The organism is Pseudonocardia abyssalis (assembly GCF_019263705.2).
GTDB classification, from domain to species: domain Bacteria; phylum Actinomycetota; class Actinomycetes; order Mycobacteriales; family Pseudonocardiaceae; genus Pseudonocardia; species Pseudonocardia abyssalis.
The window spans coordinates 5,357,002-5,378,204 of record NZ_JADQDK010000001.1; the positions used below are offsets into that span (position 1 = coordinate 5,357,002).

Sequence of the window (21,203 nt, forward strand, 5' to 3'; positions counted from 1 at the left end):
CGGCCGGGGTGGGAGCCGTCGGTGAGCTAGCTGTGTGTCCGCTGTGGGCGGGGGAGGGCGTCGAGGCCGAGGAGGCGGTCGAGCAGCCGGAAGCGGTAGGCCAGTGACAGCACCACGAACCAGGTCACCAGCGCGGGCAGCACCGTGGTGAACACCGGCCGGGCCGGGCCCGTCAGCCCGAAGTAGTCCGACAGCACCGGCACGAACAGCACGAACCCGAACGCCACGACGAGGACGGCGACCAGCACGGCGGGCCTGCGGTCACCGGTCGGGGCCGTCCACGCCGAGAAGATCCGGGCCGGTGGCATGAGGAGCAGGATGAGCCCGAACGAGGCCAGGGTGACGAAGGTCGAGAGGCCGGTCTGGGCGCCGATCGTCGCCGCGGCCTCGACGAAGTCGGTGTCGGTGCCGTAGGTCAGGCCGGTGTAGCCCTCGAAGGCGGTGATGACGGACTCCGGTGTGCGGCCGGTCGAGAAGCCGTTCAGCACCGCCTGGTAGAGCACGGTGTAGACCGCGGTGCCGAACCCCGCGGTGATCACCGCGGCGGGCACGACGAACCGCGCGAGGTTGCCGAGCAGGTTCTCGTCCGGTGCGTCGGCCCGCGCCCAGAACGTGAGGAACAGGGTGGGCACACCGACGGTGAGCAGCGTCAGTCCGACCTGGGTGGGGGAGTAGGGGAATCCCAGTCCCAGCATCGTGACCGCGAGGATCACGACCCCCTGCGTCGCGACGCGGGCCAGGAAGACGTACATCGAGATCGCGATGCCGTTGATGATCTTGCGGCCCTCGGCCTGGGCGGGCAGGAGAGCGGCGAACGAGTCGTCGACCAGGACGATGTCGGCGACGTCGCGGGTGACCGCGCTCCCGCTGCGCATCGCGACCCCGACCTGGGCACCCTTGAGCGCACGGGCGTCGTTGACGCCGTCGCCGATCATCGCGACGTAGTGGCCGTGGCGGCGCAGCGACGCGACGATCCGCACCTTCTGCTCGGGGGCGACCCGGCCGAAGACGGTCGTGCGCGCGACCAGGGCGTCGAGGGCGGGGTCGTCGAGGACGTCCAGATCGCGTCCGCTGACGGGGTCGCCCGCGTCGAGCCCGGCCTGGGTGGCCAGCGCGGCCACGGTGCGCGGGTCGTCGCCGGAGAGCACCTTGAGCGCGACACCCGCCGCGCGGAACCGGGCGATCGACTCCGCGACCTCGGGCCGCAGTTCGTCGGCCAGCACCACGACCGCGACGGCCTCCAGCGCATCGAGAGCGGGCCGGCCGTCGTCGTCGCGCAGGTCGGCGCCCCGCGCGAGCAGCAGGACCCGCAGGCCCCGCGCCGCCCGTCCGGCGACGGCCGCGTCGAGGGCGGCGGGGTCGGCGAGGTGCGGGGCGAGCGTGTCGGGGGCGCCGAGCACCCACGTGCCGTCGTCGGTGGTGATCCCCGACCAGCGCAGCGAGGAGGCGAACGGCACCTCGTCGTGCACGGTGCGGGCGGTGCCGGGCAGGGCGGCGGCGAGCGCGGTGGTCGTCAGGTTCGCGACGGTGACGCTGTGCGCGAAGTCGCCCAGCGCGGCCTCGACGCCTGCCGCCCCGCCGCACGGCTCGATCTCCTCGAGCACGAGCTTGCCGGTGGTCAGCGTGCCGGTCTTGTCGGTGCAGACGACGTCGACGTTGCTGACCGACTCCACGGCGTTCACCTGCTGCACCAGCGCCCCGCGCCCGGCGATCCGCGCCGCCCCCGCGGTGTAGGCGACGGCGATGAGGAAGAACAGCCCGTAGGGCACCAGCCCGGACAGCACCGCCGTGGTCTGCACGACGCGCAGCAGCGAGATCCCCTCGATCGCGGCCTGGGCGAGGATCGCGCCGCTCATCAGCACCGTCAGCGCCATGACCAGGCGGACGACGAACTCGATCCGCCGCTGCAGCGGCGTCTTGTCGGTGGTGACGCGCCGCGCCTCCAGCGTGAGCCGCCCCGCGTAGCTCGCCGTGCCGACGTCGCGGGCGAGCATGCGGCCCGCGCCCGCCACGCACAGGCTGCCCGAGCGCAGCTCGTCGCCGGGGGCCTTGGCGACCGGGTCGGACTCGCCGGTGAGCAGCGACTCGTCGATCTCCACGCGCGCGCCGTCGAGCAGCGGTCCGTCGACGACGACCTGGTCGCCCGGCCGCACCGCCACGACGTCGCCGCGGACCACGTCGACCGGGAGGACCTCGACCTCGGCGCCGTCGCGGACGACGACCACGACGGCGCGGTCGAGCAGTTGCAGCCCGTCGAGCTTGCGCTTGGCCCGGATCTCCTGGGTGGCGCTGATGATCGCGTTGATCAGCCCCAGGCCGACGCTGATCAGCGCGTCGCTGTAGCGGCCCAGTGTCAGCAGCGTGACCCCGATGGCGAACAGGATCGAGTTGTAGAAGGAGAAGACGTTGGTGCGCAGGATCGTCGCGTAGGTGCGCGAGGTGCCGCTGACGGCGACGTTCGACTCACCGGCCCGGCGGCGCTGCTCGACCTCGGCCGCGGTGAGGCCCGCGATGCCCCCCGCGATGTCCATGGCGGGGATGATCGCAGGCCGGGAGGGTCAGTCGGCCGGGAGCCCGGACTCCAGGTAGGCCGGCACACCGGTCCGCCGGGTGTCGATGGCGGCCAGCACGCGGCGGACCGACCGCGGCTCCATCATCACGAACAGCTCGTCGGGCGACAGGAAGGCCCACGACGTCAGCACATCGGGGGCCAGCTCGATGCGGTCGAGCTGCGCCTCGGTGAGCGTGCCGCCGTCGAAGACGAAGCGGACCCGCTCCTCGCGCACCAGCGGGGCCCAGTCGACGACGAGCAGGGGCCCGGGCGGCAGGTCGAGCCGCAGCTGGTGGTGCAGGACCCGCGTGCACGCCTCGCGCGGCGTCTCGCCCTTCTCCACCTCACCGCCGGGGATCTCCCAGCGGGGTTTGTAGGTGGGCTCGACGATCAGGACCTGCCCGTCGTGGTCGAGGAAGAGCACAGCGGCCGCGGCGGCGGGGCGCGCGATGTTGTCGACGATGTCCACGGTGGTCCCCCGAGTCGTCAGGCGGGTGCGGTGCCGATGATCCCGCGCAGCTGCAGCGTCGCCCTGATCGGGAGCCCAGTCCTGACGAACGGGGCCGCCGCCTGCAGGCACGCGTCCCGGAAGGCCTCCTCGCCCGCCGCGACGACCGCTTCGTAACCCGGTCCGGTCGACGCCAGGCCGCGGGCGTAGTGCTCGGCGTCGGCGAACTCCAGCACGAACGGGACGTCGAAGAGCTCCCCGGGTTCGAGGCCGGCCGCGGCGAGGAACTCCGCGGCCACCCCGGGTCGCTTGAGGGCGACCATGTCGGACTGGCGGTCGACCTGCGGCGGTGTCGCCAGCCGGAACGGGGCGAACAGCGGGCCGCCCTGCGACGCGGCCATCTCGCCCCAGAACGTGATCGCCACCCGCCCGCCGGGGCGAAGGACGCGCCGGGCCTGCGCGATCGCGCCCGGGGTGGTGGCCCAGATGCCGCGGAAGCTGGTGACGGCGTCGAACGACGAGGCGGGGAAATGCGGCTCGGCCATGTCGCCGACGACGACGCGGCTGTCCGGGTTGCGCAGCGCGGCCACCGCGGCGAGCCGGACCGAGGCGTCCACACCGGACACCTCGGCCCCGGTCAGCCGCGCGAGCTCCATCGCGAGCCCGGACCCGCACGCCATGTCGAGCACGGTGCTGCCCGGCCCGATCCCGAGCAGGCGGTGGACGTGCAGGTACTCCCGGACGGCGGCGGGCTCCATCAGGGTGGCGAAGTCGGCGGCCCGCCGACCCCAGCCCTCGTCGACGGTCCGCCACTGCTCCACGACGGCTAGTGGTACGGCTTGTGGGGGATCGCGGCGTCGTTGAGCTGCTGGTCCATGTCGACCCAGATCGCGTCGTCCTCGATCTTGCACGCGTAGACCGGGATCGGGGCCACGGCCGGCACGCCCTTCGGCTCGCCCGTGCGCAGGTCGAAGCACGAGTTGTGGGCCGGGCAGATCAGGGTGTCGTCCTCCTGCAGATAACCCTCGTTGAGGGGCTGCTGCTGATGGGTGCACGTGTTGTGCACCGCGGCGACCTCGTCCTCGTAGAGCCGGACGAGGCAGACCGGCTCGCCCGCCAGCTGGACGACCATCATGTCGCCCTCCTCGAGCTGGTCCAGGTCCGCGACCGCTTCCCACGTCATGGTTCCTCCTAGGATTTCTTGCGTCGTGCCGCGGGCAGGGAGCCCCGGACCTCGACCCAGCCGTTGCGCAGGCGCGTGGGCAGGACCGGCTGGGGGTGGTGCGCAGGGCCGCGGACGATCCGGCCGTCGCGCACGTCGAACCTGGACTCGTGCAGCGGGCAGGTCACGACGCAGTCGACGACCGGGCCCCGCGAGAGCAGCGCGCCCGCGTGGCTGCACAGGTCGTCGATCGCGTGGACGGTGTCGCCCGAGCGGTGCAGCATCACCTGCCGGCCGTCGACGGTGACGCCGGCGGTCGCGCCGTCGGGCAGGTCGGACTCCTCGACCGCCTGCACCCAGCGCGTCGGGCCGGTCGTCGTGGCGACCCGGTTGACCATGACGGCCTTGCCCTGCACCAGGTGCCCGCCGACGTACCCGGCGGCGCCCGTGACGGCCATGCTCGCCAGGCCCAGCACCTGCGCGGGGCGGCGGTGCCCGTTGACCCGCGCGACCAGCGAGGCGCCCTGCAGCGCGGTGCCCGCGAGGTTGAGCAGGCCGTGGAACAGGCCGGTGCGGCGGTCGTCGCCGTCGCTGACGGTCCAGTCGGTGAAGCCGGTGGCGACCGTGCCGGCGGCGGCGAGCAGCCCGGCGGCGCTCAACGTGCCCGCGGCGTCGAGGCCCCCGTCGGTCGACGTGTCCTTGCCCAGCGCGTCGAGGACGACGGTGCCGGCCCAGAAGCCGATCGGCAGGTCACTGAGCGCCGCGTGCAGGGAGTGCCCGGCCCAGCGGCCCCCGTGCATGAGCTCGACCAGCAGATTGTCGCGGTGGCGGTCGTAGAGCGGCTGCGACACCGCCGAGACCGACTCCTCCAGCGACTTCAGCCACGGCCACCGCTCCACCCTCGCGAACAGGTGCCGGTGCCACGTGGTGACCCCGATGGGTCCTTCAGCGTCCGACATGGACTCTCCCGTTCCGACTGCGGTGGCGCGCAGTCAGGGGACCGTCTCACCCTGGGATGGTCCCGGGCGTCTCATCGTGCGACGCACGGCGGACACCCGGCAGCAGTCGCAGTGCGTGCAGGGCCGTCGACAGCTCGGCGAGCGCGGTCGGGTGCTCCAGGTTGCGCCCGGTGTGCTCGGCGATCCGGCGCAGGCGGTGCCGGACGGTGTTGGCGTGCACGAACATCCGGGAGCCGGTGACGGTCGCCGAGCCGCCGGTGGCGAGCCAGGTCTCCAGCGTCTCCAGAAGCACGTCCTGCTCGTCGCGGCGCAGCTCCAGCAGGTCGCCGAGCACGCGACGGGCGATCTGCACGGCGGCCTCCGGGGCGGCGGCGACGAGCGTGGCGAGCGGCGTGTCGTCGAAGCGCCGGACCGACGGGGCCCCGGCCGGTGCGCTCTGCAGCGCGATGCGGGCGAGGTAGAGCGCTCGGGGCGTCTCGGCGAGCGCCGGGTAGACCGGGCTGACGCCGACGCGCCCGGGCGCCGCAGCACCGACGACCCGCACGGCGTCCGAGGCGTCGGGGCCGGGCAGCGACACCACGCCGACCTCGATGTCGGGCAGCAGCCGCCACGCCGAGGAGACGTTGACGGCACGGAGCTTCGACGCGATCTCCGGCAGCGCGACCGTGCCGACCGCGGCCACCTCCGCCGCGATGGTGACGAACGAACCGGTCGACGGCAGGTCCAGGCCGTTGGCGATCTCCCACACCGAGCCCACTGCCCCGGTCGTCAGGGCCTCCACCAGCGCCGAGCGCTCCTGCTCGTGGCGGCGCAGCAGGTGCGCGGTGGCGTCGCGGTGGGCCGTCGTGAGCACCGCGGAGTACTCGTCGGCCTTCCAGAACACGTGCGTGGCCAGCGCGGCGAGCCCCCGCGCGTCGACGCCGGCCCCGATCGCCTCGGCCGCGAGGATCTCCCAGAACACCGCGAAACCGATCCGGAAACCGGCGAGGAGCTCGGGCAGCGGCGCGCCGGCCCGGCCGCGCAGCTCGCCGGTGCGGCGGGCGGCGGCGAGGTCGGCGCCGTCGGGGAGCGGGTCGGTGCGCAGCAGGTACCGGACGTTGTCGACGGCGGCGGTCCGCAGCGCCTCCGTGCTGACGTAGGTCTGGTCGCGGTAGAGCGGGAGGTCGCCCTGCACGCGCGCCACGATCCGGTCGGCGACCTCGTCGAGGCGCCGGAGCAGGGCGGGGGCGACGAGGGGCAGCGCGCTCGGGACGTCGGCCACGGCGTGAGCCTAGGACCCGGGACCGGGTGTGCGTGCGGACAATCCGGACGTCCCAGCGGTGTCCGCGGGAACCTCGCCGCCGGGCGGGGGCCGCCGCCACGCTCGACGGGTCCCCATCGCCCCACCGGAAGGCCCGTCATGACCACCGCACCCGACACCATCGTCCTCGTCCACGGCTTCTGGGTCACCCCCCGGAGCTGGGAGGACTGGATCGCGCACTACGAGGCGAAGGGCTACCGGGTCCTCGCGCCCGCCTACCCCGGCTTCGAGGTCGAGGTCGAGGCGCTCAACGCCGACCCGTCCCCGGTCGAGGCGGTGACCATCACCTCGATCGTCGAGCACCTGGAGTCCGTCGTCCGCGGGCTCGACGCGCCGCCGATCATCATGGGCCACTCGGCGGGCGGGGCGTTCACCCAGATCCTGCTCGACCACGGCTTCGGCGCCGCCGGCGTCGCGCTGAACTCGGCGCCCACCGAGGGCGTGCCGATCGTGCCGCTGAGCCAGGTCAGGTCGACGTTCCCGGTGCTGAAGAACCCGGCCAACCGGCACCGGGCCATCGCCTACGACTTCGAGCACTGGAACTACGCCTTCACCAACACCTTCCCCGAGGACCGCGCCCGCGCCCTCTACGAGCGCTACGCCGTGCCGGTCTCCGGGCGGATCCTGTTCGAGAGCGCACTGGCCAACCTCACCCCCGGCCACGGCGGCACCCACGTCGACTACGCCAACGCGGGCCGCGCGCCGCTGCTGCTGGTCGGCGGCAGCGAGGACCACATCATGCCGCCCGCCGTGCAGCGCTCCAACGCGAAGCACTACACGGCGGACGGGACGCTCACCGAGTACGTCGAGTTCGGGGGGAAGCCGCACCTGCTGCCGGCCGCGCCCGGCTGGGAGGAGATCGCCGACTACGTCCTGGCGTGGGCGGTGCGCAACGCGCGACGATGACGGGGTGACGGACGAGGAGCTGGTGGTCGAGTTCGCGCTCGCGCGGCTCGACCACCCCGGCCTCGACCTCGAGGAGATCGCCGCGGTGGTCGTCCGCCGCGCCGGTCCCGACCGGCAGCTGGAGTTCGCCTCCCGCAACCTCGCTCAGCGCGGTGAGCTGCGCGGCGGGGCGTACGAGACGGCCGTGGAGTACGTCCTGCGCGTGGTCCTGCGGCTGCGCGACGCCGCCGACTGAGCCGTCACCGCAGCAGCCGGTCAGCGCAGCAGCCGGTTCAGGGCGGGCGCGACGTCGCGGTGCCCGGCGACGGGGGCGAACCGGCCGTGGCCGAGCCGGGCGAGGTCGGCGCCGAGGGGGGCGTCGTGCTCGCCGTCGGTCTGCAGCAGGACGTGCAGCTCGGGGAAGCGGCGGGCGACGAGCCGGGGGTCGGGCCCGGCGTTGTGGACGGCGTCGGTGAGCAGGACCGCGGTGCGGCGCCGGGCCGAGGACCGGGCCAGCTCGGTGTGGGCCACGGTGAGCGCGAAGTGCACGTTGGTGAGACCGCGGGCGGGGATGCGGAGCAGCTGGTTGAGCAGCCGGGACGCGGGGACGTACTGCTCGAGCGGGGTGAGCAGCGCGGCGTCGGACCAGAACGCCACCAGCGCGAGCCGGTCGTCGACGAGGTCGGCCGACAGCGCGGCGACCGTGGCGGCGGCCATCCGCACCTTCTCCCCGCGCATCGACCCCGAGACATCCACGATCAGCACGACGTCGCGGCGCGAGCGCATCCGCTCGCGCACCACGATGTCGGTGTCCTCGGGCACCGGGCGCTCAGTGAGGACCTCGATGGTGCGGTCGAGGTCGATGTCGTCGGACCGGTACCGGTAGGGCACCGACGCCAGCCGGCCGGAGCCGCGCTCGGCGCGGGGGTCACGCGGGCGGCGGCGGATCGCGAGGCGCCGGGCGATCCGCTGGGCCAGCGCGGCCACCTCGGGGTCGGGCGTGCGGTCCTCCAGCAGCTCGGCCACCTCGCGGTGCCGCGCGGTCTGCTTCGTGGTGAGCACGCCCTGCCCGCCCGCGGCCTGGGCCAGGTCACCGGTGCCCCGCTCGCCGGACAGGTCGACGACCACCGGGGTGCCCGCCCCCGTGCGGAACAGCGCCGGGGCCTCGGCGAGCTGCTTGGGCCTGCGCCGCAGGGGTGTGAGGCCGCGCGGGCCGCCGCCGGCCCCGGGCAGCTCTACGGCGTTGTCGACGTCGAGGTGGTGGGGTCCCGGCGCGGCCCGCCGGGGCGCGAGAAAAAATGGTTCTCCCAGATCTCGGTGATCACCTGCTCCGGGGTGACGTCGGCCGCCTCGTCCACCCCGATCCGCGCGGAGAGTGCGAGCAGGGCGGCGTCGAGGATGCGGCGGGGCCGGTCGCCGTCGTAGCTGCCCAGGTGCTCCAGCTCGGCGGCGATCGCGGCCAGGTCGATCGCACCCCGCACCGACGAGCCGCGGCGCAGGTCCGGGTGCGCCCGGGTCGCGCGGGTCAGCGCCACCGCGTCGGCGACCAGCTCACCGTCCGGTGAACCGGTGCGGACCGCGACGATGTCGGCCTCCTCCGTCGCGTCCTGGTAGCCGATCGCGAGGCGGCACCACCGGTCGTAGACGGAGTCGGAGATCCGGGCGGTCCCGACGTTGTCGAACGGGTTCATCGACGCCAGCACCCGGAAGGTGGGCAGCGCGGTGATCAGGCCGACGCGGGGAACCGCGACCTCCCGCTCGGCCATCGCGGCGAGCAGCGTGTTGAGGGTGTCCTCCGGGGCGCGGTTGAGCTCCTCGATGTAGAGGAACCCGCCCTGCTGCATCGCCTCCACGAGCGGGCCGGGCACGAAGTTGTCGGCGGAGTAGTCCTCGCGCAGCACCCGGGCGGGGTTGTGGTGGCCGACCAGCCGGGCCGGGGTGAGCTCGGCGTTGCCCTCGACCAGCACGAACGGCACGCCCCAGTTCGCGGTGATCGCGCGCAGGATCGTCGACTTCGACGTGCCCGGCGGGCCCTCCAGCATCACGTCCCGTCCGGCGGACACCGCCGCGAGCACCAGGTCCAGCTCGCGGCGGCGCCCGACGACGGTCCGGGCGATGTCGTCACGCCGGGACGCGTGGGTGGCGGTCACTTCTGCAGGAACCCCGCGTCGACGGGCAGCGACACCCCGGTGACGTAGCGCGCCTCGTCGGAGCAGAGCCAGAGGATCGCGTTGGAGATGTCGACGGGCTCGACCATGTCCACCGGAAGCGCGTTGGCCAGGTTCGCACCGAAGTCCGGATCGTCGGCGAGCACGCTGCCGATGTAGTCGTTGTTGATCATCGGCGTGTTGACGCCCGTGGGGTGCACGGTGTTGACGCGGATCGAGTGCGGGGCGAGCTCGTTGCCGAGCGCCCGCATCAGCCCGACGACGCCGTGCTTCGCCGCGACGTAGTGGGCGGTGCGCGCCATCCCCTTGATCCCGGCCGTGGAGCTGGTGAGCACGATCGACCCGCCGTTGCCGGCCTCGATCATCGCGGGGACCGCCGCCCGGACCGTCTTGAACACCCCGGTCAGGTTAACCCCGATCATCTCGTCCCACTCCTCGTCGGTGAGCGACCAGGCGTTCGCCGAGAACCCGGCGATGCCCGCGTTGCCGAGGACGATGTCGAGGCGGCCGAACTGGCCCACCCCCTCGTCGACGACGGCCTGCACCGCGCCGGTGTCCCGGACGTCGGCCTCCCGGGCGACGATGCGCCGGTCGAGCTCCTCGACCTGGCGCACCGTCTCCGTGAGGTCCTCCGGTTCCGCCATCGGGTAGTGCACCGACCCGAGCTGGCGGCAGACGTCGAAGGCGATGATGTCCGCGCCCTCCTGCGCCAGCCGCAGCGCGTGCGACCGCCCCTGACCGCGCGCGGCCCCCGAGACCAGCGCGACCTTGCCTTCCAATCGACCAGCCATGATCGTCTCCTCTCCCTCAGGCCGCGTTGCCGGCGTTCATGCCCGCGGCGACGGCGAGCGTCTCGCCGGTGACGTAGCGGGCCTCGTCGGAGGCGAGGAACAGCATCGCGTTGGAGATGTCCACCGGCTCGATCCACGGCACCGGGATCGCGTTCATCGCCTGGAACGCCGGGGCGGCGTCCTCGCGCGTCGGGTTCTCGGTGTCGGGGAGGAACAGCTCGTAGGCGGCACTGTTCTGGATCATGTCGGTGTCGACGCTCGTCGGGCAGATGGCGTTGACCGTGATCCCGTGCGCGCCGACCTCCATCGCCAGCGACTTCACCAGGCCGATCACACCCCACTTCGCGGCGACGTAGTGGCCGATGTTGGGCATGCCGACCTTGCCCGCCATGGACGACGTCGCGATGATCCGGCCCGACCCCTGCTCGATCATCGCGGGCACCACGGCCCGCATCGCGTGGTACACGCCGGTCAGGTTGACGTCGATCATCTCCTGCCAAACGGACTCGGTCATGTCCGCGACCGTGGAGAAGGAGAAGATGCCCGCGTTGGCCAGCAGGACGTCGACGCGGCCGAGCTCGGTGCGGGCCCGGTCGACGAAGGCCTGCACCTGGCCCGGGTCGCGCACGTCGGCGCGGACGGCGACGCAGCGCCGGTCCAGCTCCTCGACGAGCGTGACGGTCTCGTCGAGGTCCTCGGGCCGCGCCATCCGGTAGGGCACCGAGTCCAGTTGCGCGGCGATGTCGCAGAACGCGATGTCGGCTCCCTCGCGGGCGAACGCCAGTGCGTGCGAGCGGCCCTGACCGCGGGCCCCTCCGGTGATCAGTACGACCTTGCCGTCGAACTTCCCCATCGCTCCTCCTCGAGCGTCGGTGGTGACTTCAGCGGGCGAGGGCTCCCCCGTCCACGGCGAGGCAGTGGCCCGTGACGTGCCGGGCCGGGTCGGACAGCAGCCACATCAGGGCCCCGGTCACCTCGTCGGGCGAGATGACCTCCATCAGCAGCTGGTCGTGCAGCCAGCGCTTGTGCACGTCGTCGGGGGTGAGGCCGAGCTCGTCGGCCAGGCCGGAGAGCATCGGCGAGTCGACGGCGCCGGGCAGGATCGCGTTGACGGTGACACCGTCCGGGGCCAGCTCGATCGCCATCGCCCGCGTGAGCCCGACGACGCCGTGCTTGGCCGCCACGTAGTGCGCGAACTCCGGCACCGCGCGCACCCCGCCGGTGGACCCGATGTGCACGACCCGGCCGCGCGGGGAGCGCCGCAGCAGCGCCGACGCCGCCTTGGTGGTGCGCCACACCCCGGACAGGTTCGTGTCGACGACGGCGCTCCACTGCTGCTCCGACAGCTCCCAGAACGGGGCGCTGGTGACGACGGCGGCGTTGTTCACCAGCACGTCGAGCCGGCCGAACGCGGACTCGACGGCGGCGACGGCGGCCTCGACCGCGGCGGGGTCGCGCACGTCGGCCACCAACGGGATCGCGCGCCGGCCGCGGGCCACCACGTCGGCGACCACGGCGTCGAGCTCCGCGCGGGTGGCCAGCGGGTAGGCGGGTACGTCGAGGTCCCGGCAGACGTCGAGGGCGGCGATGTCGGCCCCGGCGTCGGCGAGGGCGAGGCAGTGCGAGCGGCCCTGGCCCCGCCCGGCCCCGGTGACGAGGGCGACCTGCCCGGTGAGGTCGACGGGTCCTGTCGCCGCCACGTCCCCCACCTCCGAACCGTCTGAAATCGTTTCGGTCGTGTCCGGTTCGTCGGGGGTTGACCGCGTCAAGGAGTGAGGTGTACCACCATCGGGTGATGGTCCCAAGTCGTTCCTGAACGGATCCAGGGCGAATCGAGGCGGCTCATGACGGTGCCCCGGCGGTTGACGGTGGGGGAGGCGGCTCGCGCGCTCGGGATGTGCCGCACGACACTGCTCGCGGCGGAGGAGGCCGGCCTGCTCGTGCCGAGCCGCACGCCGGGCGGGCACCGCCGCTACGACCCCGCCGACCTCGACCGCTTTCTGGGGCGGGCCCATCCCGTGGCCGCGCAGCCACCCCCCGTCCCGGCCCCGCAGGCCGTGCACCTGGTGCCCGCCGTCCGGGCCGCGGTACGGCCGCTCGCCCGGGCCCTGGACGCCGAGTCGACGGGTGTCTACCTGGCCGGACCGGACGCGGGCCTGCACTTCTGCGCCGCGTTCGGCGTGCCGCGCTGGCTGGCCGAACGGCTCGCCGACACCCCCGCCCCCGCGGCCGTCGCGCAGGCCCACCGCAGCCGCGGCCACCGCGTGTTCGACCCGGCCGAGGCCGCGTTCCCCGAGCCGCGCTCGACCGGGCACGGTGCGGTGGTGCCACTCTGCGTCGACGACGCCGAGCCCGTCGGTGCCCTGTTCGTGATCACCCGGTCCGACCGCGGGCTGCTCCCGGCGGACCTGCGGACCGTCGAGGCGTTCGGGTCGGTCGTGGCTGCACTGGTCGCGGCGCAGCTCCGCGTCACCGACCTGGAGCTGCGGCTCGCCCGGATCGCCGCGCTGTCGGGCTGACCGGCGTCCGCGCCCCGGGCCTGCGCAGCTGCGATCATCGTCGGTGTGGACATCCGCGAGCGCTGCCCCGTCGACGACGTGGCCCTGTCCCAGCTGCACGCGGCGGCCTTCGGAGAGAACGCCCGGCTGGTGGCGTGGGGCGAGCGCCTGGAGCGGCACAGCCTGAGCTGGCTCGGCGCGTTCGACGGCGAACGGCTCGTCGGGTTCGTCAACCTGGCCTGGGACGGCGACCGGCACGCGTTCCTGCTCGACACGGTCGTCGCTCCGGCGCACCGTGGTGCCGGCATCGGCACGGAGCTGGTCACGCGCGCGGTGCGGTCGGCGGCCGACGCGGGCTGCACCTGGCTGCACGTCGACTTCGCCGCCGACCTGACCCCCTTCTACGTCGACGCCTGCGGCCTGGAACCGACCGCGGCCGCCCTCGTGCGCCTCCACCGCTGATCCATACCCCCAGGCGTTCGCCGACGCCGAGCTCCAGGCGGTCAGAGCAGCAGGGGGTCCGACGTCGGCGTCAGGTAGGGCCGCAGCAGGGCGGCCAGTTCCGGGTCGGGCCGCCCGGCCCGCGCTTGCGAGGCCACCCGGGTCGCGACCCCGGCGAGGAAGTCGGCCACCTGCACGCGCGCGTCGTCCCCGGACGCGACGAACCGCACCGGGAACGGGAGGGCGGCCAGGCGGTCCGGGGTGAGTGCGTTCTGCCGGTCGTGCACGACGGTGATCCCGTCGCCCCACACCCGCGAGGCCTCCAGCAGAGCCGGGACGAGCAGGTCGGTCCCCCCGCGCCCCAGGAACACCGACTTGTCGACCAGGTGCACGTGGGCGTGCCCGAGCACCGGACCGGACGCCCCGAGCAGCCACAGCAGGGTGCCGCGGTGCTTGGCGCGGAGCAGGTGGTTGGCCTTGTACTCCTGGGCGGGGGAGCGGATCCGGCGCCGCAGGTCGGCGACGCAGTCGGCCGCCGCGTCGATCGTCAGCTCCACCCCCGCGTGCGCGAACACGTCGGTGACGCCGCCGACGAGCCGGGCACCCTCGTAACCCGACTCGTCGCAGGCGATCTCACGCACACCTCTTCCTACTCGGTGCGTCCCCGGGTTTGGATAGACGGATGCTGTTGATCGACGACGACGACGTCGAGCTGGCCGACACGGTGGCGCGGGTGCGCCGGGACCTCGCCGGGGACGGGTGCTCGGTGGTGACCGACTTCGTGCCCCCGGAGCTCCGCGAGGCGCTGCGGGCGGAGGGGGCGGCGGCCGCGCCGCGCGCGTACTACGACGTCGAGACGGTGAACGTCTACAACACCGCACCCGACCCGACGTTGCCGCCGGACCATCCCGCGCACCGCACGGTCGAGCGCGGCAACGCCTTCGTCGCCCGCGACGCCCTGCCCGCGGGCGCGATCATCGAGCGGCTCTACACCGACCCGCGGTTCCAGCGGTTCGTCGCCGACTGCTTCGGCCTGCCCGAGGTGTTCCCGCTGGCCGACCCGCTCTCCGGACTCGTCCTCAACGTCGTGACGCCCGGCCGCAGCCACCCGTGGCACTTCGACACCAACGAGTTCACGGTCAGCATGCTCACCCAGGAGCCCGAGGGTGGCGGCGCCTTCGAGTTCTGCCCGAACATCCGGTCGGCCCGCGCCGAGAACGTCGACGACGTGCGCGCCGCGCTGGACGGGCGGTACCCGGCGCAACGGCTGGCGCTGCGCCCCGGTGACCTGCAGCTGTTCGCCGGCCGCTACTCGCTGCACCGCGTCACCCCCGTGACGGGCGCCACGGCGCGCCACTCCGCGATCTTCGCCTACAGCGAGCGGCCGGGGGTGGTCGGTACGGTCGCCCGGACGCGGCAGCTCTTCGGCCGCATCACGCCCGCCCACCGCGCGGCCGAGGCCCGCGTGCGGGTCGACCAGCTGATGGACTGACGAGATCGAGGACGACGACGTGCCGACCTTTTCCCACGAGGACGAGCTCCCCCGGGTCCCGCTGCCCACCCTGGAGGAGTCCGCCGACCGGTTCCTCGCCTGGAGCGCGCCCCTGCTGACCCCCGGGCAGCTCGCCGAGACGGAGGCCGCCGTCACCGAGCTGCTGGCCCCCGGCTCGCCCGCCCACGCCCTGCACGCCGATCTCGTCGCCTACGACGCGCAGCCCGGCGTCGCGAGCTGGCTCGACGACTTCTGGCGCGACCGCTACCTCGGCCGCCGCGACCGCATCGCGCTCAACGCCAACTTCTTCTTCCTCTTCGAGGACTCCGAGCTCGGGCAGGTCGAGCGCGCCGCGCACCTCACGGCGTCGGCGGTGGCCTACAAGCTCTCCATCGACGACGAGACGCTTCCCGTCGCGGAGCAGCGCGGCAAGCCGCTGTCGATGCAGCAGAACCGCTACCTGTTCTCCGCGACCCGCATCCCCGGCGACCCGCGCGACTCCTCCCGCACGCCCTACACCGACGAGTGGCCCGGCCCGTCGCAGGAGCGGCACATCGTGGTGCTGCACCGCGGCGCGCAGGTGGCACTCGACGTCATCGACCCGGACGGCCGCCCGTACACCGCCGACGAGATCGCCACCGGCCTGCGCGCCGTTCTCGACGAGGCCCCCGGCGACGGCGTCGGCGCCCTGACCAGCAAGGCCCGCGCGGAGTGGGCCGCGAGCCGCGCCGCGCTGCTCGACGCCGGCAACGCCGGGACCCTCGACGTGCTGGAGCGCGCGCTGTTCTGCGTCGCGCTCGAGGACGCGACGCCCGCCGACCCCCTGGCCGCCTCCGACGCCCTGCTGCACGGCGACAGCGCGAACCGCTGGTTCGACAAGGGCGTCTCGCTGATCGTCTTCGCCGACGGCACGGCGGGCTTCAACGGCGAGCACTGCAACCTCGACGGCACCACGATCATCGCCTTCCTGGACGCGATCCTGGAGGCAGTGCCGTCCGGCGGGGGCGGCACCGCCGTGCCTGCCACGCGACGGCTGGAGTGGACCCTCGACGACGCGCTGCGCGCCGACGTCGCCGCCGCCCGCGCCGACTTCGCGGCATTCGCGGCGTCGACCGCCACCGTCACACTCTCGGTCGACTTCGACGCCGAGCGCGCCAAGGCGCTCAAGTGCTCGCCCGACGCGTTCGCGCAGCTGGCGTTCCAGCTCGCGCACCAGCGGGCGAAGGGCCACGTCGGCGCCACCTACGAGTCGATCGCCACGCGCTCGTTCCGGCACGGCCGGACCGAGGCGATGCGCGTGATCACCCCCGAGGTGCTGGCGTTCGTCGCGGCGATGGACCAGCCGGACCCCGACACGCGCCGCGAAGCGTTCCGGGCCGCCGCCGACGCGCACGTCGCGCGGGCCAGGCAGTGCCAGGGCGGGCTCGCGCCGGAGCAGCACCTGTGGGAGCTGCAGATGCGGCAGAAGCGCAACGGGGGCGGCGAGCCGATGACGCTGTTCGACTCCCCGGGCTGGACCGTCATGCGCGACGACCACCTGAGCACCAGCGCGGTCCCGTCGCCGCACATCCGCTACTGGGGCTTCGGGTCGACGAGCGAGAAGTGCATCGGGGTCGGCTACGCGATGCTCCCCGACCGCTTCGACCTCTACCTCAGCACCCCGCGCACCGTGGCCGACCAGATGGCGGTGTTCGCCCGCGAGCTGCCGGTGGCCGTCAGCGAGCTGGAGGCGCTGCTCACCGATGGGGAATGACGGCACGCAGACCGGCGAGCAGAAGGCCGACTTCACCGACATCTACCGCGGGCGCGACCCGCGGGAGTACTTCCGGACGCTGATCCCGCTGGAGTACCAGGTGCCGCAGCACGCGCTGCCCGTCGTCGAGTCGGTGCTGGAGCAGCACCCGGGCACCGTGCTCGACGTCTGCTGCTCCTACGGGATCAACGCCACCCTGCTGGGCCACGACGTCGACCTCGACGGGCTCGGCGCGCACGCCGTCGAGCCCGGGCGGGCGGGTCTCACCCACGGGCAGGTGATCGCCGAGGACGCCGCGTGGTTCGCCGCCCGCCGTCGCCGGCCCGGGCTCAGGGTGCTCGGCCTCGACGTGTCCCGTCCCGCGATCGACTACGCCGTCGCCACCGGGGTGATGGCGGACGGATGGGCCGAGGACCTGGAGGCGGCCGACCCGTCCGCGTCGCTGATCGACGCGCTCGCCGACGTCTCGCTGGTCCTGTGCACCGGCGGGGTCGGCTACGTCGGCCCGGCCACGTTCGACCGGATCCTCACCCACGCCCCCGACGCCTGGGTGCTCGCGTTCGTCCTGCGGGTCTTCCCCTACGACGACGTGGCCACGGCGCTCGCGGGGCACGGTCTCATCACCGAGAAGCTGCCCGGGACGCACCCGCAGCGCCGCTTCGCCGACGCGGCGGAGGCCGAGGCCGCCGTCCACGACGCGCGTCTGCTGGGCCTGGACCCGACCGGTCTGGAGGCCGACGGCTGGTTCCACGCGGAGGCGTTCCTGAGCCGCCCGGCCTGAGCGCGACCCGCCCCGTTGGGGGCCGCCGGCGGCTATGGTGCCCGGAGGGCGGGATCGGTGGAGGTGACCGTGGACGAAGGCGTCTGCGCGGTCAGATCGGGCGTGGACGTGGCCCGGCACGCCCGCATGCTCGCGCGCGTGCACGACGCGCTGCTCTCCGGCGACCGGCTGCCCGCCGACCCGCGGGGCATGGTGGCGCGCTCCTGGCGCCGCGTCCGCGCGCAGGGCGTCAACCCCGACCTGGGCGACCCGCCCGATCTGATGGGGGCCGAGCAGGTCGAGGCCCGCCGCGCCGCGAGCCCGTTGCAGCGCGTGCTCCCCGAGCTGCGCGCCGCGCTCACCTCGGTGGCCGAGGACGCCCGCCACATCATGGTCATCACCGACGCCGATGGCGTGCTGCTCTGGCGGGAGGGGTCCACGGCCGTGCGCCACCGCGCCGACCGGCTGGGCTTCACCGAGGGCGCGAACTGGTCCGAGGGCGTCGTCGGGAGCAACGGCATCGGCACCGCGATCGCCGAGGCCACGCCGGTGCAGATGTTCGCCGCCGAACACTTCGTGCGCAGCCACCACGTCTGGACCTGTACCGCGTGCCCCGTGCACGACCCCCGCACCGGCGAGCTGCTCGGCGTCGTCGACGTCAGCGGCCCGGCCGAGACCGTCCACCCGACGACCGTCGCGCTCGTCGGCACGGCGGTGAAGCTGGCCGAGGCGAGCCTGTGGCGGACCCACGAGACACGCCTGGAGATGCTGCGCAACGTCGCCGCGCCGCTGCTGGTGGACCTGCGCGGCCCCGGTCTGGTGGCCGACGAGCACGGCTGGGTCGCCGCCGTCGCCGGGATGCCCAACGTCGACCGGATCGCCGTGCCCCGGCCGGGCCACCCGATCGCGATCCACGGGGTCGGGGTCTGCCTGCCGGAGCCGGTTCCCGGGGGCTGGCTGCTGCGCGTCGCCAGCGTCGCGCCGATCCGGCTGGAACTCGACCTCGCGCAGCGCCCGCCCCGGGCCGTCGTCGACGGCGCCAACCGGTGGGTGCACCCGCTGTCCACGCGGCACGCGGAGGTCCTCGTGCTGCTCGCCGACGCGGGCGCCGTCGGGATGGACGCTGGCGCGCTGTCGGCCGCCCTCTACGGCGACCGGGAGCACCTCGTCACGGTGCGCGCGGAGATGTCGCGGCTGCGCCGGTCGCTCGGCGGCCTGCTGCTGGCCCGGCCCTACCGGATCGCCCCCACGGTCGACGTCGTGCTGCCCGATCTCGGGGTGCTGCGCACGTCGACGGCTCCGGGGATCCGACGGCTGTGCAACCCGGCTGCAACGGTTGCCCCGGAGCGTCCGACGGGATGAGGTGGGTCACAGGCATGGCCAGCACAGCAGAAGGAGCAGCATGACGTCCACGATCGACCGCACCGACGCCGCCGTCCGCGTCGACGAATGGCTGGGCGCGTTCCAGGCCGCCCTCACCTCCGGTGACGCCGACGCGGCCGCCGCGCTGTTCGGTGCGGAGAGCTTCTGGCGCGACCTGGTGGCGTTCAGCTGGAACCTCACCACCGTCGAGGGCCCCGAGGGCGTCGCGGACCTGCTCCGCAACACCGACGCCGGCGCCACCGACTTCCGCACGACCGAGGAGCCGGCCGAGGCCGACGGCGTCACCACGGCGTGGATCGCGTTCGAGACCGCCGTCGGGCGGGGCAGCGGGCTGCTGCGCCTGACCGCCGACGGCAAGGCGTTCACGTTCCTCACCACGCTCGACGAGCTCAAGGGCCACGAGGAGCCCTCGCGCGACCGCCGCCCGATGGGGGCCGAGCACGGGGCCAACCCCGACCGCGTCACCTGGCTGGAGAGCCGCGAGAAGGAGGCGGCGGAGCTGGGCTACACGACCCAGCCCGACGTCGTGATCATCGGCGGCGGGCAGGGCGGCATCGCGCTCGGTGCGCGGCTGCGCCAGCTCGGCGTCTCCACGATCATCGTGGAGCGCAACGAGCGGCCCGGTGACTCGTGGCGCAAGCGCTACAAGTCCCTCGCCCTGCACGACCCGGTCTGGTACGACCACCTGCCCTACATCGACTTCCCGAAGAACTGGCCGGTGTTCTCGCCGAAGGACAAGGTCGGCGACTGGCTGGAGATGTACGCCAAGGTCATGGAGCTCAACTACTGGGGCTCCACCACCGCGAAGTCGGCGCAGCGCAGCGGTGAGACCTGGGAGGTCGTGGTCGACCGCGCGGGCGAGGAGGTGACGCTGCGGCCGAAGCACGTCGTCATCGCGCTCGGTGTCTCCGGCAAGCCGAACGTGCCGACGGTGCCGGGCCAGGACGTGTTCCGCGGCGAGCAGCACCACAGCTCCGGGCACCCCGGCCCCGACGCCTACAAGGGCAAGAAGGTCGTGGTCGTCGGCTCGAACAACTCCGCGCACGACATCTGCGGGGCGCTGTGGGAGGCCGGCGCGGACGTCACGATGGTGCAGCGGTCCTCCACGCACATCGTGCGGTCGGACTCGCTGATGGACCTCGGCCTCGGTGACCTGTACTCCGAGCGGGCGCTGGAGGCGGGCGTCACCACGTTCAAGGCCGACACGATCTTCGCGTCGCTGCCGTACCGGATCATGCACCAGTTCCAGAAGCCGACCTACGACGCGATCCGCGAGCGCGACGCCGACTACTACGCGGCACTGGAGAAGGCCGGGTTCCGTCTCGACTTCGGTGACGACGACTCCGGCCTGTTCATGAAGTACCTGCGACGCGGCTCGGGGTACTACATCGACGTCGGTGCGTCCGAGCTCGTCGCGAACGGCAGCATCAAGCTCGCGCACGGGCAGGTCACCGAGCTCACGGAGAAGGAGGTCGTGCTCGCCGACGGCACCCGCCTGGAGGCCGACCTCGTCGTCTGGGCCACCGGCTACGGCTCGATGAACGGCACCGCGGCCGGCATCTTCGGGCAGGAGACGGCCGACCGGCTCGGCAAGGTGTGGGGCCTGGGCTCCGACACCACCAAGGACCCCGGCCCGTGGGAGGGCGAGCAGCGCAACATGTGGAAGCCCACCAACGTGGAGAACCTGTGGGTGCACGGCGGCAACCTGCACCAGAGCCGCTACTACTCGCTCTACCTCGCCCTGCAGCTCAAGGCGCGCGTCGAGGGCATCCCGACGCCGGTCTACAGGCTGCAGGAGGTGCACCACACCTCGTAGCCGCTCGTCCCGGTCCGGATGCGGCCGGACCACCCCACGGTCAGCGAGCTTCCAGCACCGCCAGGTCGCGCTCGGCGAAGCGGCGGTGCTGGTGCTCCTCGTTCATGATCACGCGCAGGCAGGCGCGGACCGCGCGCGGCTGGTCGGGGTCGCCGATCCACGGGGACCCCGGGCAGACGCGGTCGAGCCCGTCGTCGGTGAGGTCGTCGAGCAGGGCCCGGACCAGCGCCGTCCGCCCGGCGCGCACCACGAGCACCTCCTCGAACGAGGGCCGTGCGTCGGGGTCGAGGCCGGCGGCGGCGTCGGCGGACTCGAAGTCGGCGGGTACCAGGCCGAGCGGGTGGTACGGCGCGGGCTGCTCCAGGATCATCCGGCCCACCCAGCCGTCGGTGGCGAACACGAGGTGGCGCAGCGTCTCGACGAACGACCACTCCTCGTCGACGCGCTCGTGGCGGGCCGCCTCGGGCAGTCCCCTGGCCCGTTCCACGGTCCGCTCCCACAGCCGTTCGAGCTCGGCCCATGCCGCACGGTGCTCGTCGACCGTCCGCATCGTCCGGATCAGCACCCGCTCCGGGTGCCGCCGTTCCAGCTCGGCGGTCACGAACCCGGTCACGTCGACGTCGTCGACGAGGAGCCGCGTGAAGACGCCGGACAGCGAGAGCCCGTCGAGGAAGGCCCCGGTGATCCGGACCCCGCTCAGGTCGCAGTCGTGGAACGTCGAACCGGACAGGTCGGACCGCGTGAACCGCGCTCCGCGGAACGCGTCGGTGCGGTCGTGCTCGCTCGCCGCCACGAT

At 73.6% G+C, this 21,203-nt stretch carries 22 protein-coding genes; 9 read left to right on the plus strand and 13 right to left on the minus strand.

What is annotated here, in order from left to right:
* Nucleotides 1-26 precede the first annotated feature (26 nt).
* From I4I81_RS26315 to I4I81_RS26340, 6 genes are read right to left on the minus strand one after another with little or no spacing between them, the layout of a single operon-like run.
* The gene (locus I4I81_RS26315) at nt 27-2,531 is read right to left on the minus strand and encodes an HAD-IC family P-type ATPase (protein WP_218616403.1); all 2,505 of its coding nucleotides are present in this window, start codon (nt 2,529-2,531) and stop codon (nt 27-29) included.
* Between the two features lie 27 nt (nt 2,532-2,558).
* Entirely contained in the window at nt 2,559-3,020 is a 462-nt protein-coding gene (locus I4I81_RS26320; RefSeq protein WP_218601511.1) for an NUDIX domain-containing protein, read from the minus strand.
* 17 nt (nt 3,021-3,037) lie between these two features.
* Complete coding sequence (locus tag I4I81_RS26325) at nt 3,038-3,820, minus strand: class I SAM-dependent methyltransferase (RefSeq protein ID WP_218601510.1); 783 nt, start codon at nt 3,818-3,820, stop codon at nt 3,038-3,040.
* Nucleotides 3,821-3,825: 5 nt separating this feature from the next.
* Nucleotides 3,826-4,182 (minus strand): Rieske (2Fe-2S) protein, encoded by a 357-nt coding sequence (locus tag I4I81_RS26330; RefSeq protein ID WP_218601509.1) that lies wholly within the window; start codon nt 4,180-4,182, stop codon nt 3,826-3,828.
* A gap of 8 nt (nt 4,183-4,190) precedes the next feature.
* A complete protein-coding gene (locus tag I4I81_RS26335; protein WP_218601508.1) occupies nt 4,191-5,120 on the minus strand; it encodes a Rieske (2Fe-2S) protein in 930 nt (309 codons plus the stop codon).
* A 46-nt stretch (nt 5,121-5,166) separates the two neighbouring features.
* Nucleotides 5,167-6,381: a PucR family transcriptional regulator gene (locus I4I81_RS26340; protein WP_218601507.1), complete on the minus strand. Its 1,215-nt coding sequence runs from the start codon at nt 6,379-6,381 to the stop codon at nt 5,167-5,169.
* 138 nt (nt 6,382-6,519) lie between these two features.
* Between I4I81_RS26340 and I4I81_RS26345 the strand changes: the two genes are divergently transcribed.
* Both I4I81_RS26345 and I4I81_RS26350 read left to right on the plus strand, forming a co-directional pair.
* Nucleotides 6,520-7,326 carry an alpha/beta hydrolase gene (locus tag I4I81_RS26345; RefSeq protein WP_218601506.1) on the plus strand — a complete coding sequence of 269 codons (807 nt, stop codon included), beginning with the start codon at nt 6,520-6,522 and terminating at the stop codon, nt 7,324-7,326.
* A 4-nt stretch (nt 7,327-7,330) separates the two neighbouring features.
* Nucleotides 7,331-7,561, plus strand: coding sequence for a hypothetical protein (locus tag I4I81_RS26350; protein ID WP_218601505.1), 231 nt, complete (start codon nt 7,331-7,333; stop codon nt 7,559-7,561).
* A gap of 20 nt (nt 7,562-7,581) precedes the next feature.
* Here the strand turns inward: I4I81_RS26350 and I4I81_RS26355 are convergent, their stop codons facing one another.
* The 5 genes from I4I81_RS26355 to I4I81_RS26375 form a co-directional block, all read right to left on the minus strand.
* Complete coding sequence (locus I4I81_RS26355; protein WP_226363583.1) at nt 7,582-8,433, minus strand: vWA domain-containing protein; 852 nt, start codon at nt 8,431-8,433, stop codon at nt 7,582-7,584.
* Between the two features lie 107 nt (nt 8,434-8,540).
* Nucleotides 8,541-9,455 carry an AAA family ATPase gene (locus I4I81_RS26360; protein ID WP_226363584.1) on the minus strand — a complete coding sequence of 305 codons (915 nt, stop codon included), beginning with the start codon at nt 9,453-9,455 and terminating at the stop codon, nt 8,541-8,543.
* Nucleotides 9,452-10,264: a mycofactocin-coupled SDR family oxidoreductase gene (locus I4I81_RS26365; RefSeq protein WP_218601504.1), complete on the minus strand. Its 813-nt coding sequence runs from the start codon at nt 10,262-10,264 to the stop codon at nt 9,452-9,454. Before I4I81_RS26365 ends, I4I81_RS26360 begins: the two co-directional genes overlap by 4 nt.
* A gap of 16 nt (nt 10,265-10,280) precedes the next feature.
* Nucleotides 10,281-11,117, minus strand: a complete 837-nt coding sequence (locus tag I4I81_RS26370; RefSeq protein ID WP_218601503.1) for a mycofactocin-coupled SDR family oxidoreductase — start codon at nt 11,115-11,117, stop codon at nt 10,281-10,283.
* Between the two features lie 28 nt (nt 11,118-11,145).
* Nucleotides 11,146-11,964: an SDR family oxidoreductase gene (locus tag I4I81_RS26375; protein WP_218601502.1), complete on the minus strand. Its 819-nt coding sequence runs from the start codon at nt 11,962-11,964 to the stop codon at nt 11,146-11,148.
* A gap of 144 nt (nt 11,965-12,108) precedes the next feature.
* Here I4I81_RS26375 and I4I81_RS26380 point away from each other — a divergent pair, with 144 nt between their 5' ends.
* Both I4I81_RS26380 and I4I81_RS26385 read left to right on the plus strand, forming a co-directional pair.
* Nucleotides 12,109-12,783, plus strand: a complete 675-nt coding sequence (locus I4I81_RS26380; protein WP_218601501.1) for a MerR family transcriptional regulator — start codon at nt 12,109-12,111, stop codon at nt 12,781-12,783.
* A 45-nt stretch (nt 12,784-12,828) separates the two neighbouring features.
* The gene (locus tag I4I81_RS26385) at nt 12,829-13,224 is read left to right on the plus strand and encodes a GNAT family N-acetyltransferase (protein WP_218601500.1); all 396 of its coding nucleotides are present in this window, start codon (nt 12,829-12,831) and stop codon (nt 13,222-13,224) included.
* Between the two features lie 41 nt (nt 13,225-13,265).
* On the opposite strand, the gene I4I81_RS26390 is transcribed toward I4I81_RS26385, so the two are convergent.
* The gene (locus I4I81_RS26390) at nt 13,266-13,844 is read right to left on the minus strand and encodes an NAD-dependent protein deacetylase of SIR2 family (protein WP_218601499.1); all 579 of its coding nucleotides are present in this window, start codon (nt 13,842-13,844) and stop codon (nt 13,266-13,268) included.
* A gap of 41 nt (nt 13,845-13,885) precedes the next feature.
* On the opposite strand from I4I81_RS26390, the gene I4I81_RS26395 reads away from it, so the two are divergent.
* The 5 genes from I4I81_RS26395 (at nt 13,886) to I4I81_RS26415 (ending at nt 20,407) form a co-directional block, all read left to right on the plus strand.
* The gene (locus tag I4I81_RS26395) at nt 13,886-14,695 is read left to right on the plus strand and encodes a HalD/BesD family halogenase (protein ID WP_218601498.1); all 810 of its coding nucleotides are present in this window, start codon (nt 13,886-13,888) and stop codon (nt 14,693-14,695) included.
* Between the two features lie 19 nt (nt 14,696-14,714).
* The gene (locus I4I81_RS26400; protein ID WP_218601497.1) at nt 14,715-16,448 is read left to right on the plus strand and encodes a choline/carnitine O-acyltransferase; all 1,734 of its coding nucleotides are present in this window, start codon (nt 14,715-14,717) and stop codon (nt 16,446-16,448) included.
* Complete coding sequence (locus I4I81_RS26405; RefSeq protein WP_218601496.1) at nt 16,438-17,229, plus strand: class I SAM-dependent methyltransferase; 792 nt, start codon at nt 16,438-16,440, stop codon at nt 17,227-17,229. The genes I4I81_RS26400 and I4I81_RS26405 overlap by 11 nt, the downstream gene beginning before the upstream one ends.
* Nucleotides 17,230-17,298: 69 nt before the next feature.
* Nucleotides 17,299-18,570: a GAF domain-containing protein gene (locus tag I4I81_RS26410; protein ID WP_226363585.1), complete on the plus strand. Its 1,272-nt coding sequence runs from the start codon at nt 17,299-17,301 to the stop codon at nt 18,568-18,570.
* 40 nt (nt 18,571-18,610) lie between these two features.
* Nucleotides 18,611-20,407, plus strand: a complete 1,797-nt coding sequence (locus I4I81_RS26415; RefSeq protein ID WP_218601495.1) for a flavin-containing monooxygenase — start codon at nt 18,611-18,613, stop codon at nt 20,405-20,407.
* A 40-nt stretch (nt 20,408-20,447) separates the two neighbouring features.
* Here the strand turns inward: I4I81_RS26415 and I4I81_RS26420 are convergent, their stop codons facing one another.
* Nucleotides 20,448-21,200 (minus strand): DinB family protein, encoded by a 753-nt coding sequence (locus I4I81_RS26420; protein ID WP_218601494.1) that lies wholly within the window; start codon nt 21,198-21,200, stop codon nt 20,448-20,450.
* Between the last annotated feature and the right edge of the window lie 3 nt (nt 21,201-21,203).